The organism is Stenotrophomonas sp. 71799_Sma, from assembly GCF_056482505.1.
This window is the reverse complement of the sequence record NZ_CM151202.1, coordinates 2736889-2750462: the sequence shown is the minus strand read 5'-3', so window position 1 is coordinate 2750462 and position 13574 is coordinate 2736889. Positions and strand designations below refer to the sequence as shown.

At 68.6% G+C, this 13574-nt stretch carries 11 protein-coding genes; 9 read left to right on the top strand and 2 right to left on the bottom strand.

The features are described from left to right. Nucleotides 1-271 precede the first annotated feature (271 nt). Entirely contained in the window at nt 272-1792 is a 1521-nt protein-coding gene (locus tag ACZK4Z_RS12720; protein WP_430372179.1) for a thioredoxin family protein, read from the bottom strand. A gap of 129 nt (nt 1793-1921) precedes the next feature. Beyond that, complete coding sequence (locus tag ACZK4Z_RS12715; RefSeq protein ID WP_430372177.1) at nt 1922-2371, bottom strand: GNAT family N-acetyltransferase; 450 nt, start codon at nt 2369-2371, stop codon at nt 1922-1924. Nucleotides 2372-2437: 66 nt separating this feature from the next. On the opposite strand from ACZK4Z_RS12715, the gene ACZK4Z_RS12710 reads away from it, so the two are divergent. The 9 genes from ACZK4Z_RS12710 to ACZK4Z_RS12670 all read left to right on the top strand — a co-directional run bounded on the left by ACZK4Z_RS12710 (nt 2438) and on the right by ACZK4Z_RS12670 (nt 13525). Continuing rightward, entirely contained in the window at nt 2438-3373 is a 936-nt protein-coding gene (locus ACZK4Z_RS12710; protein WP_010485219.1) for a TIGR03571 family LLM class oxidoreductase, read from the top strand. Between the two features lie 125 nt (nt 3374-3498). Continuing rightward, entirely contained in the window at nt 3499-3810 is a 312-nt protein-coding gene (locus ACZK4Z_RS12705) for a DUF3817 domain-containing protein (RefSeq protein WP_010485221.1), read from the top strand. Nucleotides 3811-3964: 154 nt separating this feature from the next. Then, nucleotides 3965-5161: an MFS transporter gene (locus ACZK4Z_RS12700; RefSeq protein ID WP_043396400.1), complete on the top strand. Its 1197-nt coding sequence runs from the start codon at nt 3965-3967 to the stop codon at nt 5159-5161. Beyond that, nucleotides 5158-6351 (top strand): isochorismate synthase, encoded by a 1194-nt coding sequence (locus tag ACZK4Z_RS12695; RefSeq protein WP_235651819.1) that lies wholly within the window; start codon nt 5158-5160, stop codon nt 6349-6351. The genes ACZK4Z_RS12700 and ACZK4Z_RS12695 overlap by 4 nt, the downstream gene beginning before the upstream one ends. Further along, nucleotides 6348-8000, top strand: coding sequence for a (2,3-dihydroxybenzoyl)adenylate synthase (locus ACZK4Z_RS12690; RefSeq protein ID WP_430372174.1), 1653 nt, complete (start codon nt 6348-6350; stop codon nt 7998-8000). Before ACZK4Z_RS12695 ends, ACZK4Z_RS12690 begins: the two co-directional genes overlap by 4 nt. Next, complete coding sequence (locus tag ACZK4Z_RS12685; RefSeq protein WP_024958585.1) at nt 8000-8632, top strand: isochorismatase family protein; 633 nt, start codon at nt 8000-8002, stop codon at nt 8630-8632. The genes ACZK4Z_RS12690 and ACZK4Z_RS12685 overlap by 1 nt, the downstream gene beginning before the upstream one ends. After that, on the top strand, nt 8632-8889 hold the full coding sequence (locus ACZK4Z_RS12680) for a phosphopantetheine-binding protein (RefSeq protein WP_049437644.1): 258 nt from the start codon (nt 8632-8634) through the stop codon (nt 8887-8889). Before ACZK4Z_RS12685 ends, ACZK4Z_RS12680 begins: the two co-directional genes overlap by 1 nt. Next, nucleotides 8886-12776, top strand: coding sequence for an enterobactin synthase subunit F (locus ACZK4Z_RS12675; RefSeq protein ID WP_430372172.1), 3891 nt, complete (start codon nt 8886-8888; stop codon nt 12774-12776). The genes ACZK4Z_RS12680 and ACZK4Z_RS12675 overlap by 4 nt, the downstream gene beginning before the upstream one ends. Beyond that, complete coding sequence (locus ACZK4Z_RS12670) at nt 12767-13525, top strand: 2,3-dihydro-2,3-dihydroxybenzoate dehydrogenase (RefSeq protein ID WP_430372170.1); 759 nt, start codon at nt 12767-12769, stop codon at nt 13523-13525. The genes ACZK4Z_RS12675 and ACZK4Z_RS12670 overlap by 10 nt, the downstream gene beginning before the upstream one ends. The last annotated feature ends 49 nt before the right edge of the window (nt 13526-13574 follow it).

Genomic DNA, 13574 nt, shown 5'->3' with positions numbered 1-13574 from the left:
GCAATCAGCGAAGGTCGGGTTGGCGGCCAGCGGCCGGCACTACGAGAACCCGCTTTTCGAACCTCACCGGCGCGCTGATGTGTTGCCCGCGCTCGCAGGAAACCGTCGGGTGGCGGGGGAAGGGGCTGGCCGGGACCGTTGGCGCCATGGATGGCGCCATCGAGCCCCCAGGGATGGGTTTACGGCGTGTCCCGGCCAGCCCCTCCCCCCGCCACAACCGATATCAACAAAAGCGCCGGCATGCGAACCCGCCGCCAGCGTTTTCATCAACTCAACTCAACCAATCCTTGCACGCGCCATCTACCTGATCGCCGCACGCCTGCTGCATCCTCTGCTGCAGCCGCGCCAGCGTCTCCGCGCCCTGGTGCTTGCCGCTCCACGTCTTCAACTGCCCTGCCAGGCGTTCGAAACGCTGGCGGGTACGCTGGTGGTAACCGGAAGGCTGCGCTTCCAGTTCGGCGATCAGCGAGGCGGTGGCCTGCTCGATGCGTGGTGCGTCGTCCGGCGCCAGCTTCAGCAGGCCCTCCACGTACAGCACGCCCCACTGCACGCGGGTGGCCGGGCCCTGCGCACCGTCGTAGGCACGCTTCAACCACTCCAGCGCCCCGGCGGTATCGCCGCGCTGCTCGGCCAGTTCGGCCAGCTCGGGCATGTAGTAGTACGGCTGTTCGCTGCGCTTCAGCTCGGCCAGCAACAGCGCTTCGGCACCCGCGTCGTCGCCAACCTTGCGCAGGGCATGGACCGCGCTGCTGATCGTGGCCTGGCGCGCATGCGCATCGGTGGCGGCGGCATCGGCAGCGGCCACGCGCTGCTTGACCCGATCAACCAGCGGCGCGGGCAGTGCACCCTCCGGCTGCTGCTGGCGGACCAGCGACACTTCGGTCAACGCACGGGACAACGCGTCGTCGGCGCGGTCGCCGCGCTCGGCGTCTGCCCGCTCCAATGCCACCAGCAGCTGCTGTCCCAGCGTGTTGCTGGTGGCCGGCCCGGCACTGGCCTGCTTGACCAGCTGTACGCCTGCATAGCCCAGCAACTCACGGTTGCGGCGGACTTCGGCGGGCTGCGCCAGCACGGCCTGCAGCAGCTCGCGTACTTCGGTGGGCGAGGCATCGGGCTTTTCGGCCGTTGCCAAGGCCAGCAGGGCGAAGCGGCGCTGCAGGGCAGCGTCGGGTGCGGCCTTGGACAACTGGCGCAGCACATCCTCGCTGCTGCGCTCGCCGGCCAGGCGGTTGGCGTCCACTTCCCAGCCGTAGTCGCCCAGCACCTGCCAGTCTTCGGCAGCCAGTTTGCCCGGCGTCGCCAGCGCTGTGGCCAGGGTGGCGGCAACAGCACTGCGGCGGCCTGCGGCAACGGTCAGTGCCCGGGTCAGTTCGGCGGCATCATTGCCGCCGGCCACGCGGGTGATTTCGTTGCGCTTTGGGTCCAGCACGATCAGGGTCGGATAGCCGCGTACGCCGAAGCGCTCACCCCAGGCTTGCGCACCTTCCTCGTCGCCATCCAGGTAGACGGGAACGAATTTGCTGGTCAGCGCGATGAAGGCCGGGTCCTTGAACAGGCCCGCCTTGAGCTGGTTGCACGGTGGGCACCAGACGGCGCCCCAGTACAGCAGCACCGGCTTGCCGCTGTCGGCGGCCTCGGCGAAGGCATCGTCGACATCGCCCTGGCGCCAGGCGATGGCGGACGCCGGCGCGGGCGCCTCGGCGGAGTTGGCGGTGGAAACCGGGGCCGGGGTGCAGGCGCTCAGCGCCGAAGCCAGCAGCAACACGGAAAGCGCGACGCGCATCGGCAGCATCTCGAAGGGCAGGGTGACAGGCCATTGTAGGAACCGCCGGGGAGCTCGCTGATTCAGTTTGCTTATGACGGGCGTGCTGCAGGGCATGACGCCCACCGCGCATTGCCGGGCAACGCCGGGCGGATGCCTTCAGGCCGCTGCCCGCACCATCTGTTGATACACCAGCCCATTGAACTCGCCGACCTCGCCGTCCAGCACGAAGCCATAGCGCAGGTAGGTTGGCACTGCATTGAGTGAGGCGCGCACGGTCAGGACCGGCTCGCGCACCTGTGGAAGCACCGCCTCGAACAAAGCATGGCCGATACCCTGACCCTGGCAGCCGGGATCGACGAACAGCATCGCCAGGTGCCGGCCTTCCTTCAGTTCGATCACGCCGACGACGCGGCCGTCCTGCTCGGCCACCAGGATGTGGTTGTCGCCGTGTAGGCGCGCGCCGAACGCTTCGGCCGCGGCGACGCTGCCGAAGGTGGCGATGCCGGCCGCGCTGAGCGAAGGTGCGACCGCCGCAGTGAAGGCAGCCAGGCACACCGTGCTGATCGCGGGCAGGTCATCGACGTGGGCAGGGCGGATCGTCGGCATGCAGTGTTCTTCCGGTGGTGGGCGGCGCGTCATTGTTGCCGCAGGCCTTCACGCTAAGCTGGCGGCATGAGTGATTTCAATCCCGCGTACGCTGCCTTGTTTCCGCAGCAGGGTCTGAGCCTGGGCCTCATGACGCCCGTGGCGTCGCATGGGTTGGCCGATCCACGTGAGGCGCGACGTATCGCGCGACTGGCCGATGACCTGGGCTTTGCCGCGTTGTGGACGCGCGACGTGCCGCTGATGGTGCCGCAGGGTCCGGACGCGACAACGAGCGCGTTGGACGACCCGTTCCTGTGGCTGGGCATGCTGGCTGCGGCGACCGAGCGCATCGTGGTCGGCAGCGCGGCCATCGTGCTGCCATTGCGCCATCCGCTGCAGGTGGCGAAGTCGGCCTTGAGCCTGGACCGGATCAGCGACGGCCGCTTCGTGCTGGGCCTCGGGTCTGGCGATCGGCCGGAAGAGTTCGCGGCATTCGGCGAATACCTGGAGGGCAGGGCGGCGACGTTCCGTGAGCGCTGGACCTTGTTGCGCGCGGCGTTGTCACCGGAGGCTGAAGAAAGGGCCGAGGTACTGCAGGTAACCGGTGGCTTCGACGTGCTGCCGGCCCCGGCCACGCGCATTCCGATGCTGGTGGTGGGCACTGCGCGGCAGAGCCTGCAGTGGATCGCGCGCGAGGCCGAAGGCTGGGCTACCTATCACCGCGAGGAAGCCGCACAGGAAGGGCGCATCGGCCTGTGGCAACAGGCGCAGGCGCAAGGCGCTGGGCCAGGCAAGCCGTTCGTGCAGTCGATGCTGCTGGATCTGCAGGCCGATCCGCAGGCGCCACCCGAGCCACTGCCGCTGGGGCTGAAGGTTGGCCGCGATGGCTTGCGCGACTACCTGCTGCGCGTACATGTGCAGGGCGTGGCGCATGTGATGTTCAACCTGGTCGACAACGGGCGACCGATGGACGCGGTGCTGCGCGAAATTGGAGAGCAGGTGCTGCCACATATGCTCCGGTAGGTGTCCACCTTGGTGCACACGTTCCAGCAGTCGAGCACGGCTCGACTCTACATGGGGCGTGCATCTGCGTATCATTCGCATTTGATACCCCGATGCCGGAGCCCCGCGTGACCCAACGTTCCCCCATGCACCCGACCGGACGCCTGTTCGCAGCGGTCGCTTTCATCGAGGCCGTGACCTGGGCCGGCCTGCTCATCGGCATGTGGATGAAGTACGGCCCCATGACCAACGTGGCGCTGGTGAAGCTGTTCGGGCCCCTGCACGGCGTGGCCTTCCTGGTGTACGTGGCGGTCACGCTGTTTGCGGCGGTGCGCCTGCGCTGGCCGTGGTGGGCCAGTGCCCTGGCCCTGCTGGCGGCCATCCCGCCGTTGGTGACGCTGCCGCTGGAGTGGTGGTTCAAGCGCCGTGGCCTGCTGGGCCTGCGTGCAATGCGCTGAACCCACTGTTGCATGCCCATTCAAGAGAATGGGTATCAAATGCAAATACGAGCCGTTATCATTTGAGGGTGGCATCCGGTCCTGAGTGGGGCGGGTGCCGGGCGGGGCGTGCAGACGCGCCCGGCCAATCCTTTCCTGTTACGGCTGGTGTTTCATGCACGCACGTCCCGTCGTTCCCGGCTTGCCGGCGCTGGTGTTGGCTGCCCTGATCGGCACCATGGCGATGATGTCCTTCGTCGCTGTGATCGGCCCGGTGGTCCGCATGCTCGGCCTGTCCGAGTGGCATGCCGGCCTGTCGGTCACCGCCGCAGGCGTGCTGTGGATGCTGGCCGCGCGCCCCTGGGGCCAGCTCAGCGACCGCATCGGCCGCAAACGCGTGCTGATGCTGGCGATGAGCGCCTACACCGTCGTCTATATCGCGCTGGCGGTGTTCATCGATGTCGCCCTGCAGGCAGTGCCGCCGGTGCTGGTGTCAGTGCTGGTGCTGGTCGGTGCGCGTGGCCTGATCGGCCTGTTCTACGCGGCTGTGCCTCCTACCGCAGCCGCGCTGATCGCCGACAAGGCACCCACCGGACAGCGTGCAAAATTCCTCGCCCGCCTGGGCAGTGCCAACGCGCTGGGCATGGTGCTCGGCCCGGCCGCCGCGGGCTGGCTGGCCTATACGAATCTGTCGCTGGCGCTGTACGTGGCCGCGCTGTTGCCGTTGCTGGCACTGGCATTGCTGGCCTGGCGGCTGCCGGCTACACCGCCCGTGGTGGGCGCGTCCGCACAGCGCCGCACGCCGATGAGCCGCCTCGACGCGCGCCTGTGCCTGCCGCAGCTGGCAGCGTTCATCGCCATGGTCTCGGTGACTATCGCGCAGGTCACGGTCGGCTTCTTCGCAATTGATCGCCTGGGTCTGGATGCGGCGACCGGCGCGCGCATGGCCGGCATTGCACTCACCGCCGTTGGCGTCGGCCTGATCCTGGCGCAGGCGCTGGTGATGAAGCTGGAGGTGCATCCACGTCGCTGGATCGTCCTCGGCGCTCTCATTTCCGGCATCGGCTTCACTTCGGTGGCGGGCGTGCAGCAGGCCTGGCAATTGCCTGCGGCGTATGCGCTGGCTGCGTTCGGCATGGGCTTCGTATTCCCCTCGTTCCAGGCGCTGGCCGCCGATGCGGTAGAGGCGCACGAGCAGGGCGCCGCCGCAGGCACCGTGGCGGCCGCGCAAGGGCTGGGCATGGTGGCCGGGCCGATGCTCGGCACGCTGTTGTATCGCGGCGGGCCAAGCCTGCCTTACCTGCTGGTGGGCGCGCTGCTGCTGTTGCTGTGCGCGCTGGCCGCAGCGCATCGGATGAAGGAGACCCCATGAACGATTCCCTGATGCAGGGCGCGTGGCCGGAGGCTGCGCCAGCACCACAGGAGAGCACCGACGACGCGTCGCTGTTCCTGCTGCGGCATGCCGGCCAGCACGTGCACGCCCGCGGTTGCCGCGCCACGTTGCCAGCCGGTGCACTGGCGACGTTGGCAGAACGCGTTTCGGAGTTCTTTGCCCAGCAGCGTGGCGGCCCGGGCCTGCTGGTTGGCGCGGTGCCGTTCGAGCCGCGTGCCGACGATGCGCTGTACCAGCCCGAGCGCCTGCTGCCGGCGCTGGCACTGCAGCCGCAGGCCGCACCGCCGCTGGACGGCGCCCTGCGGGCCGAACCTGTGCCGCAGGACTATGCCGCTGCAGTCGCTGCGGCAGTGCAGGCCTTGCGTGCGCCCGAGCAGAACCTGCATAAGGTGGTGCTGGCGCGCAGCCTGCTGGCACGCACCCGCCAGGCGCTTTCTCCGGACGTGCTGCTGGCACGCCTGGGCGCGGATCCGTCGGTGGCGACCTACGCGGTGCCGCTTCCGGTGGAGCTGGGCCAGGCACCGGCATGGCTGGTCGGTGCGACGCCGGAGCTGCTGCTGCGCAAGCGCGGCGCCGAACTGTTGTCGCATCCGTTGGCGGGTTCCGCGCGGCGCAGTGCCGATGCCGCCGAGGACGAGCGTGCGGCGCAGGCGCTGCTGGCCTCGACCAAGGACCACGACGAGCACCGCCACGTGGTCGAAGCCATCGTCGAAGGCCTGGCACCGTACTGCAGCCACATCGATGCACAGCCGCGCCCGGTGCTGCATGCCACCGCCAGCATGTGGCACCTCGGCACCCGCATCCACGCCACCCTGAAGTTTCCGCAGACATCGGCGGCCGAGCTGTTGGCACAGCTGCATCCCACGCCGGCGGTCTGCGGTACGCCGCGGTTGGCGGCGCTGCAGCGCATCCGCGAGCTGGAACCTGTACCGCGTGGCTTCTATGCCGGCGCCGTGGGTTGGTTGGACGCGCAGGGTGACGGCGACTGGTACGTGGCGATCCGCTGCGCGCGCCTGCAGGGCACGCAACTGCGCCTGTATGCCGGTGCCGGCATCGTCGCCGAGTCGCACCCCGAGGCCGAGGTGGCTGAAACCGCAGCGAAGTTTGCTGCCCTGTTGAACGCGCTGGGTGTCCATGAATCCGCGCCCGCCATCGAGCCTGCCGCATGAATGCTTCCGTTGAATCCTCCCGCCTGCCACTGCAGCAGGTGTGGCCCGACGCGCTGGTGGCGCGCTATCGCGAGGCCGGTCACTGGCGTGGCGAGACCTTCCCGGCGTTCCTGCGCGACCGTGCGGAACGCTATGCCGATGACATCGCGGTGGTCGCCGGCGACGTCCGCCTGAGCTATGCACAGCTGTGGCACGAGGCCGGGCGGATCGGCGCCGGCCTGTTGGCGCTGGGCCTGCAGCCAGGGGGGCGGGTGCTGGTGCAGCTGGGCAACACGGCAGGCTTCATCACCACGGTCTGTGGCCTGTTCCGTGCCGGGCTGGTGCCGGTGTACGCGTTGCCGGCGCACCGCATCACCGAGCTGGTGCACTTCGCCAGCAAGGCCGAAGCCAGTGCCTACATCACCACGGCACTGCACGACGGCTTCGATCACCGCGGGCTGGCGCGGGCGCTGCAGGCCGAGGTCCCGGCGGTTCGCCATGTGGTGATCGACGGCGAAGCGGCGGAGTTCGTCGCGCTGGAGGCGCTGCAGGGCGATCGCAGCCAGCTGCCGCCCGATCCGGACCCGCAGTCGGTGGCGTTCCTGCAGATTTCCGGAGGCAGCACCGGGCTGTCCAAGCTGATTCCGCGTACCCACGACGACTACATCTACTCGTTCCGCGCCAGCAATGACCTCTGCGGCATCGACCGCGACAGCGTCTACCTGGTCGCGCTGCCGGCTGCGCACAACTTCCCGATGAGCTCGCCCGGCTTCTTCGGCGCACTGTATGCCGGCGCCCGCGTGGTGCTCAGCCCCGGCCCCGGTCCGGATGCGGCCTTCCCGCTGATCGCCCGCGAGAAGGTGACCTGCTGCGGGCTGGTGCCGCCGCTGGCGCTGCTGTGGGCGCAGGCCGCCGCCACCAGCAAGCATGACCTGTCCAGCCTGCAGGTACTGCAGGTAGGCGGGGCCAAGCTGGTGCCGGAAGCCGCACGGCGCGTGATCGACGGTCTTGGCTGCACGCTGCAGCAGGTGTTCGGCATGGCCGAAGGCCTGGTCAACTACACGCGGTTGGATGACCCGGAGGAACTGATCGTGACCTGCCAGGGCCGGCCGATCAGTCCGGATGATGAAGTGCGCGTGGTCGATGACCATGACCAGCCGGTGGCCGAAGGCGAGGTGGGGCATCTGCTCACCCGTGGCCCGTACACCATCCGTGGCTACCACAACGATGCGGTGGCCAATGCGCGCTCGTTCACCGACGACGGCTTCTATCGCACCGGCGACCGCGTACAGCAGCTGCCCGGAGGCTACCTGGTGGTGCAGGGCCGTGCAGGTGACCACATCAACCGCGCCGGCGAGAAGATCTCCGCCGAGGAGATCGAAGATCATCTGCTGGCCCACCCCGGCGTGTTCGACGCCGCCGTGGTCTCCATTCCCGATGAGTATCTGGGCGAGCGCAGCTGCGCCTTCGTGATTCCACAGGGCGAACCGTTCAAGGCGCCGGCTCTGAAATCCTGGATGCGCGGGCGCGGCTTGGCGGCGTTCAAGGTGCCGGACCAGATCGTGTTCGTCGACAGCTTCGATACCACTGCGGTCGGCAAGATCAGTCGCCGCGAACTGCGCGCGCAGCTGCGTGCGCGTCATCTGCAACAGACAGGAGGAACGCGCTGATGGCGCTGCCCCGCATCACTGATTACCCCTTGCCGACCGCCGCTGAACTCCCGCAGGCGCGCGGACCGTGGCGCCCCCAGCGCGATCGTGTCGCGCTGCTGGTGCACGACATGCAGCGTTACTTCCTGGCCGCATTCGACGCCGGTAATGCGCCGCTGCGGCCGGCCGTGGACAACATCGCACGCCTGTTGGCACATTGCCGCGCGCACGGCATTCCGGTGTTCTACACCGCCCAGCATGGAGACCAGGACCGACGTGACCGTGGCCTGCAGGCCGACCTGTGGGGACCGGGCATGCGCCGCAGCGCCGACCACGAACCGATCATCGAGGCGCTGGCACCGCAGCCAGGCGAGCACGTGCTGGTGAAGCACCGCTACAGCGCGTTCCAGCGCAGCAACCTTGAAACGCTGATGCGGGTGCGCGGCCGTGACCAGCTGCTGGTCACCGGCGTGTACGCCCATATCGGCTGCACCGCGACCGTGGTGGAAGCCTTCCAGCGCGACATCGAAGCGTTCATTGCCGCCGATGCGGTGGCGGACTTTTCGCGTGCCGATCACGATCAGGCACTGCACTGGATCGCGCGCACCAGCGGGGTGCCGATGACCACCGACCAGCTGCTGGAGGTGCTGTGATGGCTGCCGCCGGCGAGATGCTGGATCTGGAGCGGATGCGTGCCGATGTGGCGCGCGTGCTGGAGTGCACGCCGGCCGAGATCGGTGACGACGACAACCTGATCGACCTGGACCTGGATTCGATGCGCATGCTCGGCCTGGTCCTGGCCTGGGGCAACACCGGTCTGCCGCTGGAGTTCTCGCAGCTGGCCGAGCACACCACGCTGCGCCAGTGGTGGGGCGTGGTGCAGACGCTGCAGGCCGCACAGAGCGCATGAACGCCGCCGCGCTGGCCACGCCGGTGGCATTGACCGAGGCCCAGGCGGGACTGTGGTTCGCACAGCGGCTGGCACCGGACAACCCGTCATTCAATACCGCGCACGCGGTGTGGATCGATGGCCCGCTGGACGTGGCCGCGTTCGTCGTAGCGGCAGACCAGGCTGCAGGCGAGGCCCAGGCCTTAGCACTGCGCTTTGCCGAAGGGGCCGATGGCCAGCCGCTGCAGTGGCATGACCCCGCACACGTGCCGTTGCTTTCGGTGCGTGATGTGTCCACCGAGACGGATCCCGCCGCTGCGGCACGCAACCTGATGCACGCCGACCGGCTGAGCCCGGTCGATCCCACCCGCGACCGGATCAGTCAGCAGGTGCTGCTTGAGCTGGGCGGGCAGCGCTGGGTCTGGTACCTGCGTGTGCATCATCTGGCCACCGATGGTTACGGCATGGCGCTGTTCACTGATCGCGTGTGCGCGTTGTATGCCGGTCGTGTGGGTGAGCCACTGCCGGGGCTGGCGGGCGTGCTGGCCGATGATGCCGCCTATCGTGCCGACCCGCGCCGCACGCAGGCCGGGCAGTGGTGGCGCGAGCACATGCAGGGGGCACCGGCGGGCGTCGGCCTGGCCGGTACGCTCGCGGCCAGTGACGACGCGCTGCGCTGGGTGCAGCCGCTCGATGCGGCATTCCGTGAGCAGTTGCTGCAGGCATCGGTACGTTGGTTGCAGCCCTGGCCAGACGTGCTGGCCGCGTTGTCGGCCGAGTACCTGCGGCGGATGAGCGCGGCCGATGAAGTGGTGCTGGGCGTGCCCTACATGGGCCGGCTTGGCAACGCGTCGGCACGGGTACCGGCGATGGTGATGAATGTGTTGCCGCTGCGCGTGGCCGCCGGCGAGGGCAGCGTCGAAACCTTTACCCGCAGCCTGGGCCGGCAGCTCAGCCAAGGGCGCAAGCACGGCCGTTACCGAGGCGAGCAACTGCGCCGGGATCTGGGTCTGGTGGGCGCGCAGCAGCGCCTGCACGGTCCCATGGTAAATGTGCAGCCGTTCTACAAGCCGCTGGCGCTGACGGGCGTGCAGGCGACGCTGGAGGTGCTGTGCACCGGGCCGGTGGATGACCTGACGCTGGGCTTCCGCGGCGATGGCCAGCGTCTGCTGGATCTGGAGATCGAGGCCAATCCCGCGCTGTACAGTCGCGAGGATGTCGAGGCGCACGCGGCGCGGTTGCTGCATTTCGTGTCGGCGGCACTGCAGGCTGACGATATCGCAGCCGTACCTCTGGCGACGACCGACGAGGTGCAGCAGGTGCTGCAAGGCTTCAATGCCACCGCGCACGCGCTTCCTGAGACCACACTGGTTGAATTGCTGCAGCAGGGCATGGATCGGGATCCGCACACTCCAGCGCTGGTGTTCGGCGACACTACGCTGGACTACGTAACGCTGGAAGCGCGCAGTTTCGCGCTGGCGGCACAGCTGCGGGCGATGGATGTCGGCCCGGGCAGCGTGGTGGCGGTGGCATTGCCGCGCTCGCTGGAGCTGGTGATCGCTCTGGTCGCGGTGCTGCGAGCAGGCGCGGCCTACCTTCCGCTGGACCTGGCCCATCCCGATGAGCGGCTGGCACGTATTTTCGCGTCGGCACAGCCGGTGTGCGTACTGGCTGCGGCGGACGTATCGGCGCGCGTGGCCGGCGTACCGGTGCTCGCGCCGGAGCAGTGGACTGCGCTGAGTTTTGCCGCACCGTGGGCCGATCCGGCACCTGACGATGCGGCCTACGTGATCTATACCTCCGGCTCGACCGGCGAGCCCAAAGGCGTGGTCATCGAACACCGTGCCATCGTCAACCGCCTGCTGTGGATGCGCGAGCACTACGACATCCGCGCCGATGACCGCGTGCTGCAGAAGACCCCGGCCACCTTCGACGTCTCGGTCTGGGAGTTCTTCCTGCCGCTGCTGTGCGGGGCCACGCTGGTGGTCGCCGGGCCGGACGCGCATCGCGATCCCACTGAACTGGCGCGGCTGATCCGCGAGCATGGCATCACCACGGCGCATTTCGTGCCATCGATGTTGGATGCCTTCCTCGCTGCACCGGCCTCCGAAGGGCTGCAGCTGCGACGGGTGTTCACCAGTGGCGAGGCGCTGGATGCTTCGTCCCGCGACCGCTTCCACGCGCGTGTGCACGCCGAGCTGCACAACCTGTATGGCCCGACCGAAGCTGCGGTGGACGTCAGCTACTGGCCGGCGTCGGCGCAGGATCGTTCGCGGCCGGTGCCGATCGGGTTCCCGGTCTGGAACACCCGCCTGTACGTGCTGGACGCCCGGATGCAGCCGGTGCCGGTGGGCGTGCCCGGTGACCTGTACCTGGGTGGCGTCCAGCTGGCGCGTGGCTATCTCGGTCGCGATGATCTGACTGCCGAACGTTTCATTGCAGATCCGTTCCGGGCGGGCGAGCGTATCTACCGCACCGGCGACGTAGCCCGTTGGCGCCGCGATGGTGCGGTCGAGTATCTCGGCCGCAGCGACCACCAGGTGAAACTGCGCGGCCTGCGCATCGAACTGGGCGAGATCGAGGCGGCACTGCGCGAGCTGCCTGGCATGGAGCGGGTGGAAGTGCTGCTGCGCCAGGATGCTCCCGGCGAAGTGCGTCTGGTGGCGTATCTGCCGACCGCGCTTGCCGATGCCGTAACGCTGCGCAGCCACCTGGCCACGCGCGTGCCGGACTATATGGTGCCCTCGGCGTTTGTCGGCGTGGACCACTGGCCGGTGACCGCCAACGGCAAGCTCGACCGCAACGCGTTGCCGAAGCCACCGCAACTTGAAGTTGCCGGCTTGGCGCCGCGCACGCCGTTGGAACAGGAGCTGGCGTTGTTGTTCGCCCAGGCGCTTGGGCGTGAGGCGCCGGTGGCAGTGGATGCAGATTTCTTCAGTCTCGGCGGTGATTCGCTGTCGGCGGTGCACCTGCTGCTGGCGATCGAGCAGCGCTGGCGCTGCGATCTGGGTCTGGGTGCCTTGTTTGCGCAGCCCACCGTGGCCGCGCTGGCGGTTCGTATTGCCGAGCCTCCCGCGCTGGCCGATCACGCACTGGGGCCGGTGATCGCATTGGCCGCAACCGACGCCGCCGGGCCCACGCCGCTGTTCGTGCTGCATCCGGCCGGGGGGATCGCCTGGAACTACCGCACCCTGGCCCGGGCACTGCAGCCGGCACGCCCGGTGTACGGCCTGCAGTCGCCGGCACTGGACGCCCGGCAGCCGCTGCCGAGCAGCATCGAGGCGATGGCCAACGACTACGTGCAGCGCGTGGTCGCACTACAGCCGAAGGGGCCAGTGCATCTGGTGGGGTGGTCGGTAGGTGGCATCCTCGCCCAGGCGATGGCGGTGCGCCTGCATGAAATCGGCCGCGACGTCGGCGAGCTGGTGCTGCTGGACGCGTATCCCAGCGAGTGCTGGCGGGCCGAACCGGAACCCGATCCCATCGCTGCATTGCGGGCATTGCTGGCGATTGCCGGCCACGATCCGGATGCGCATCCGGAACTCGACAGCCGTGAACGCATTCTGGGGTTCCTGCGCCGTGGCGGCAGTGCACTCGGCAGCCTGCCGGACGTGGTGCTCGATGGCGTGGTGCGCGCGGTGACCGGCACCAATCGACTGATCCGCGAACATATTCACCAACCGTTCGACGGCACGCTGGTGCACGTCCGTGCTGGTCGGGATCATCAGGCGCGGCCACAGCTGCAATCGACGTTGTGGCGGGCCCACGCGCGCAGGGTGCAGGCGCTGGAACTGCCGTTCCTGCACGCCGAACTGACCGGCCGCGATGCGGTGGCGCAGCTGGCGCCGTGGTTGTCGGCGCGGCTGCGCCACTGGGATGAGCAACAGGAGATCGCAACATGCAGTTGACCGGTTTCGAGGGTCGCGTGGCGTTGGTTACGGGTGCATCCGGCGGCATTGGCGAGGCGTTGGTACGGCTGTTGGCCGAGGCCGGCTGCACGGTGGTGGCGACCGATCGCGAGGTGCCGCGTGTGTCAGATACCCGGGTGACGTCGTTCGCACTCGATGTAACCGACAGCGCCGCGGTGGACGCCCTGGTGGACCAGGTCGAGTCCAGCATCGGGTCGATCGCGCTGGCCGCCAGCGTGGCCGGTGTGCTGCATGTGGGCGGCGTCACCGAAACCGGCGACGATGACTGGCGCCGGGTGTTCGCGGTCAATGCCGATGGCGTGTTCCATGTCGGCCGTGCGCTGGCGCGGGTGATGTCGCCGCGCCGGCTGGGCGCAATCGTTACCGTCAGCTCGAATGCGGCCGGCGTGCCGCGGCACGGCATGGCCGCCTACGCCGCGTCCAAGGCCGCGGCCACCATGTTCACCCGCTGCCTTGGGCTGGAACTGGCGCCGCTGGGCATCCGCTGCAACATCGTTGCCCCGGGTTCAACACTGACCCCAATGCAGACCGGCATGTGGCTGGACGAGCATGGTGCCGAGCGGGTGATCGCCGGCACCCTTGAAACCTACAAGGCCGGCATTCCGCTGCGCAAGCTGGCCACCCCGGAGGACATCGCGCACTCGGTGATGTTCCTGCTCTCCGAACAGGCCGGGCATGTGGCGATGAGCGACCTGTATGTGGACGGCGGCGCCACCCTGCGTGGGTGAGCTTTTGTAGAGCCGAGCCCATGCTCGGCTGTTCCTTCAGAGATACGGA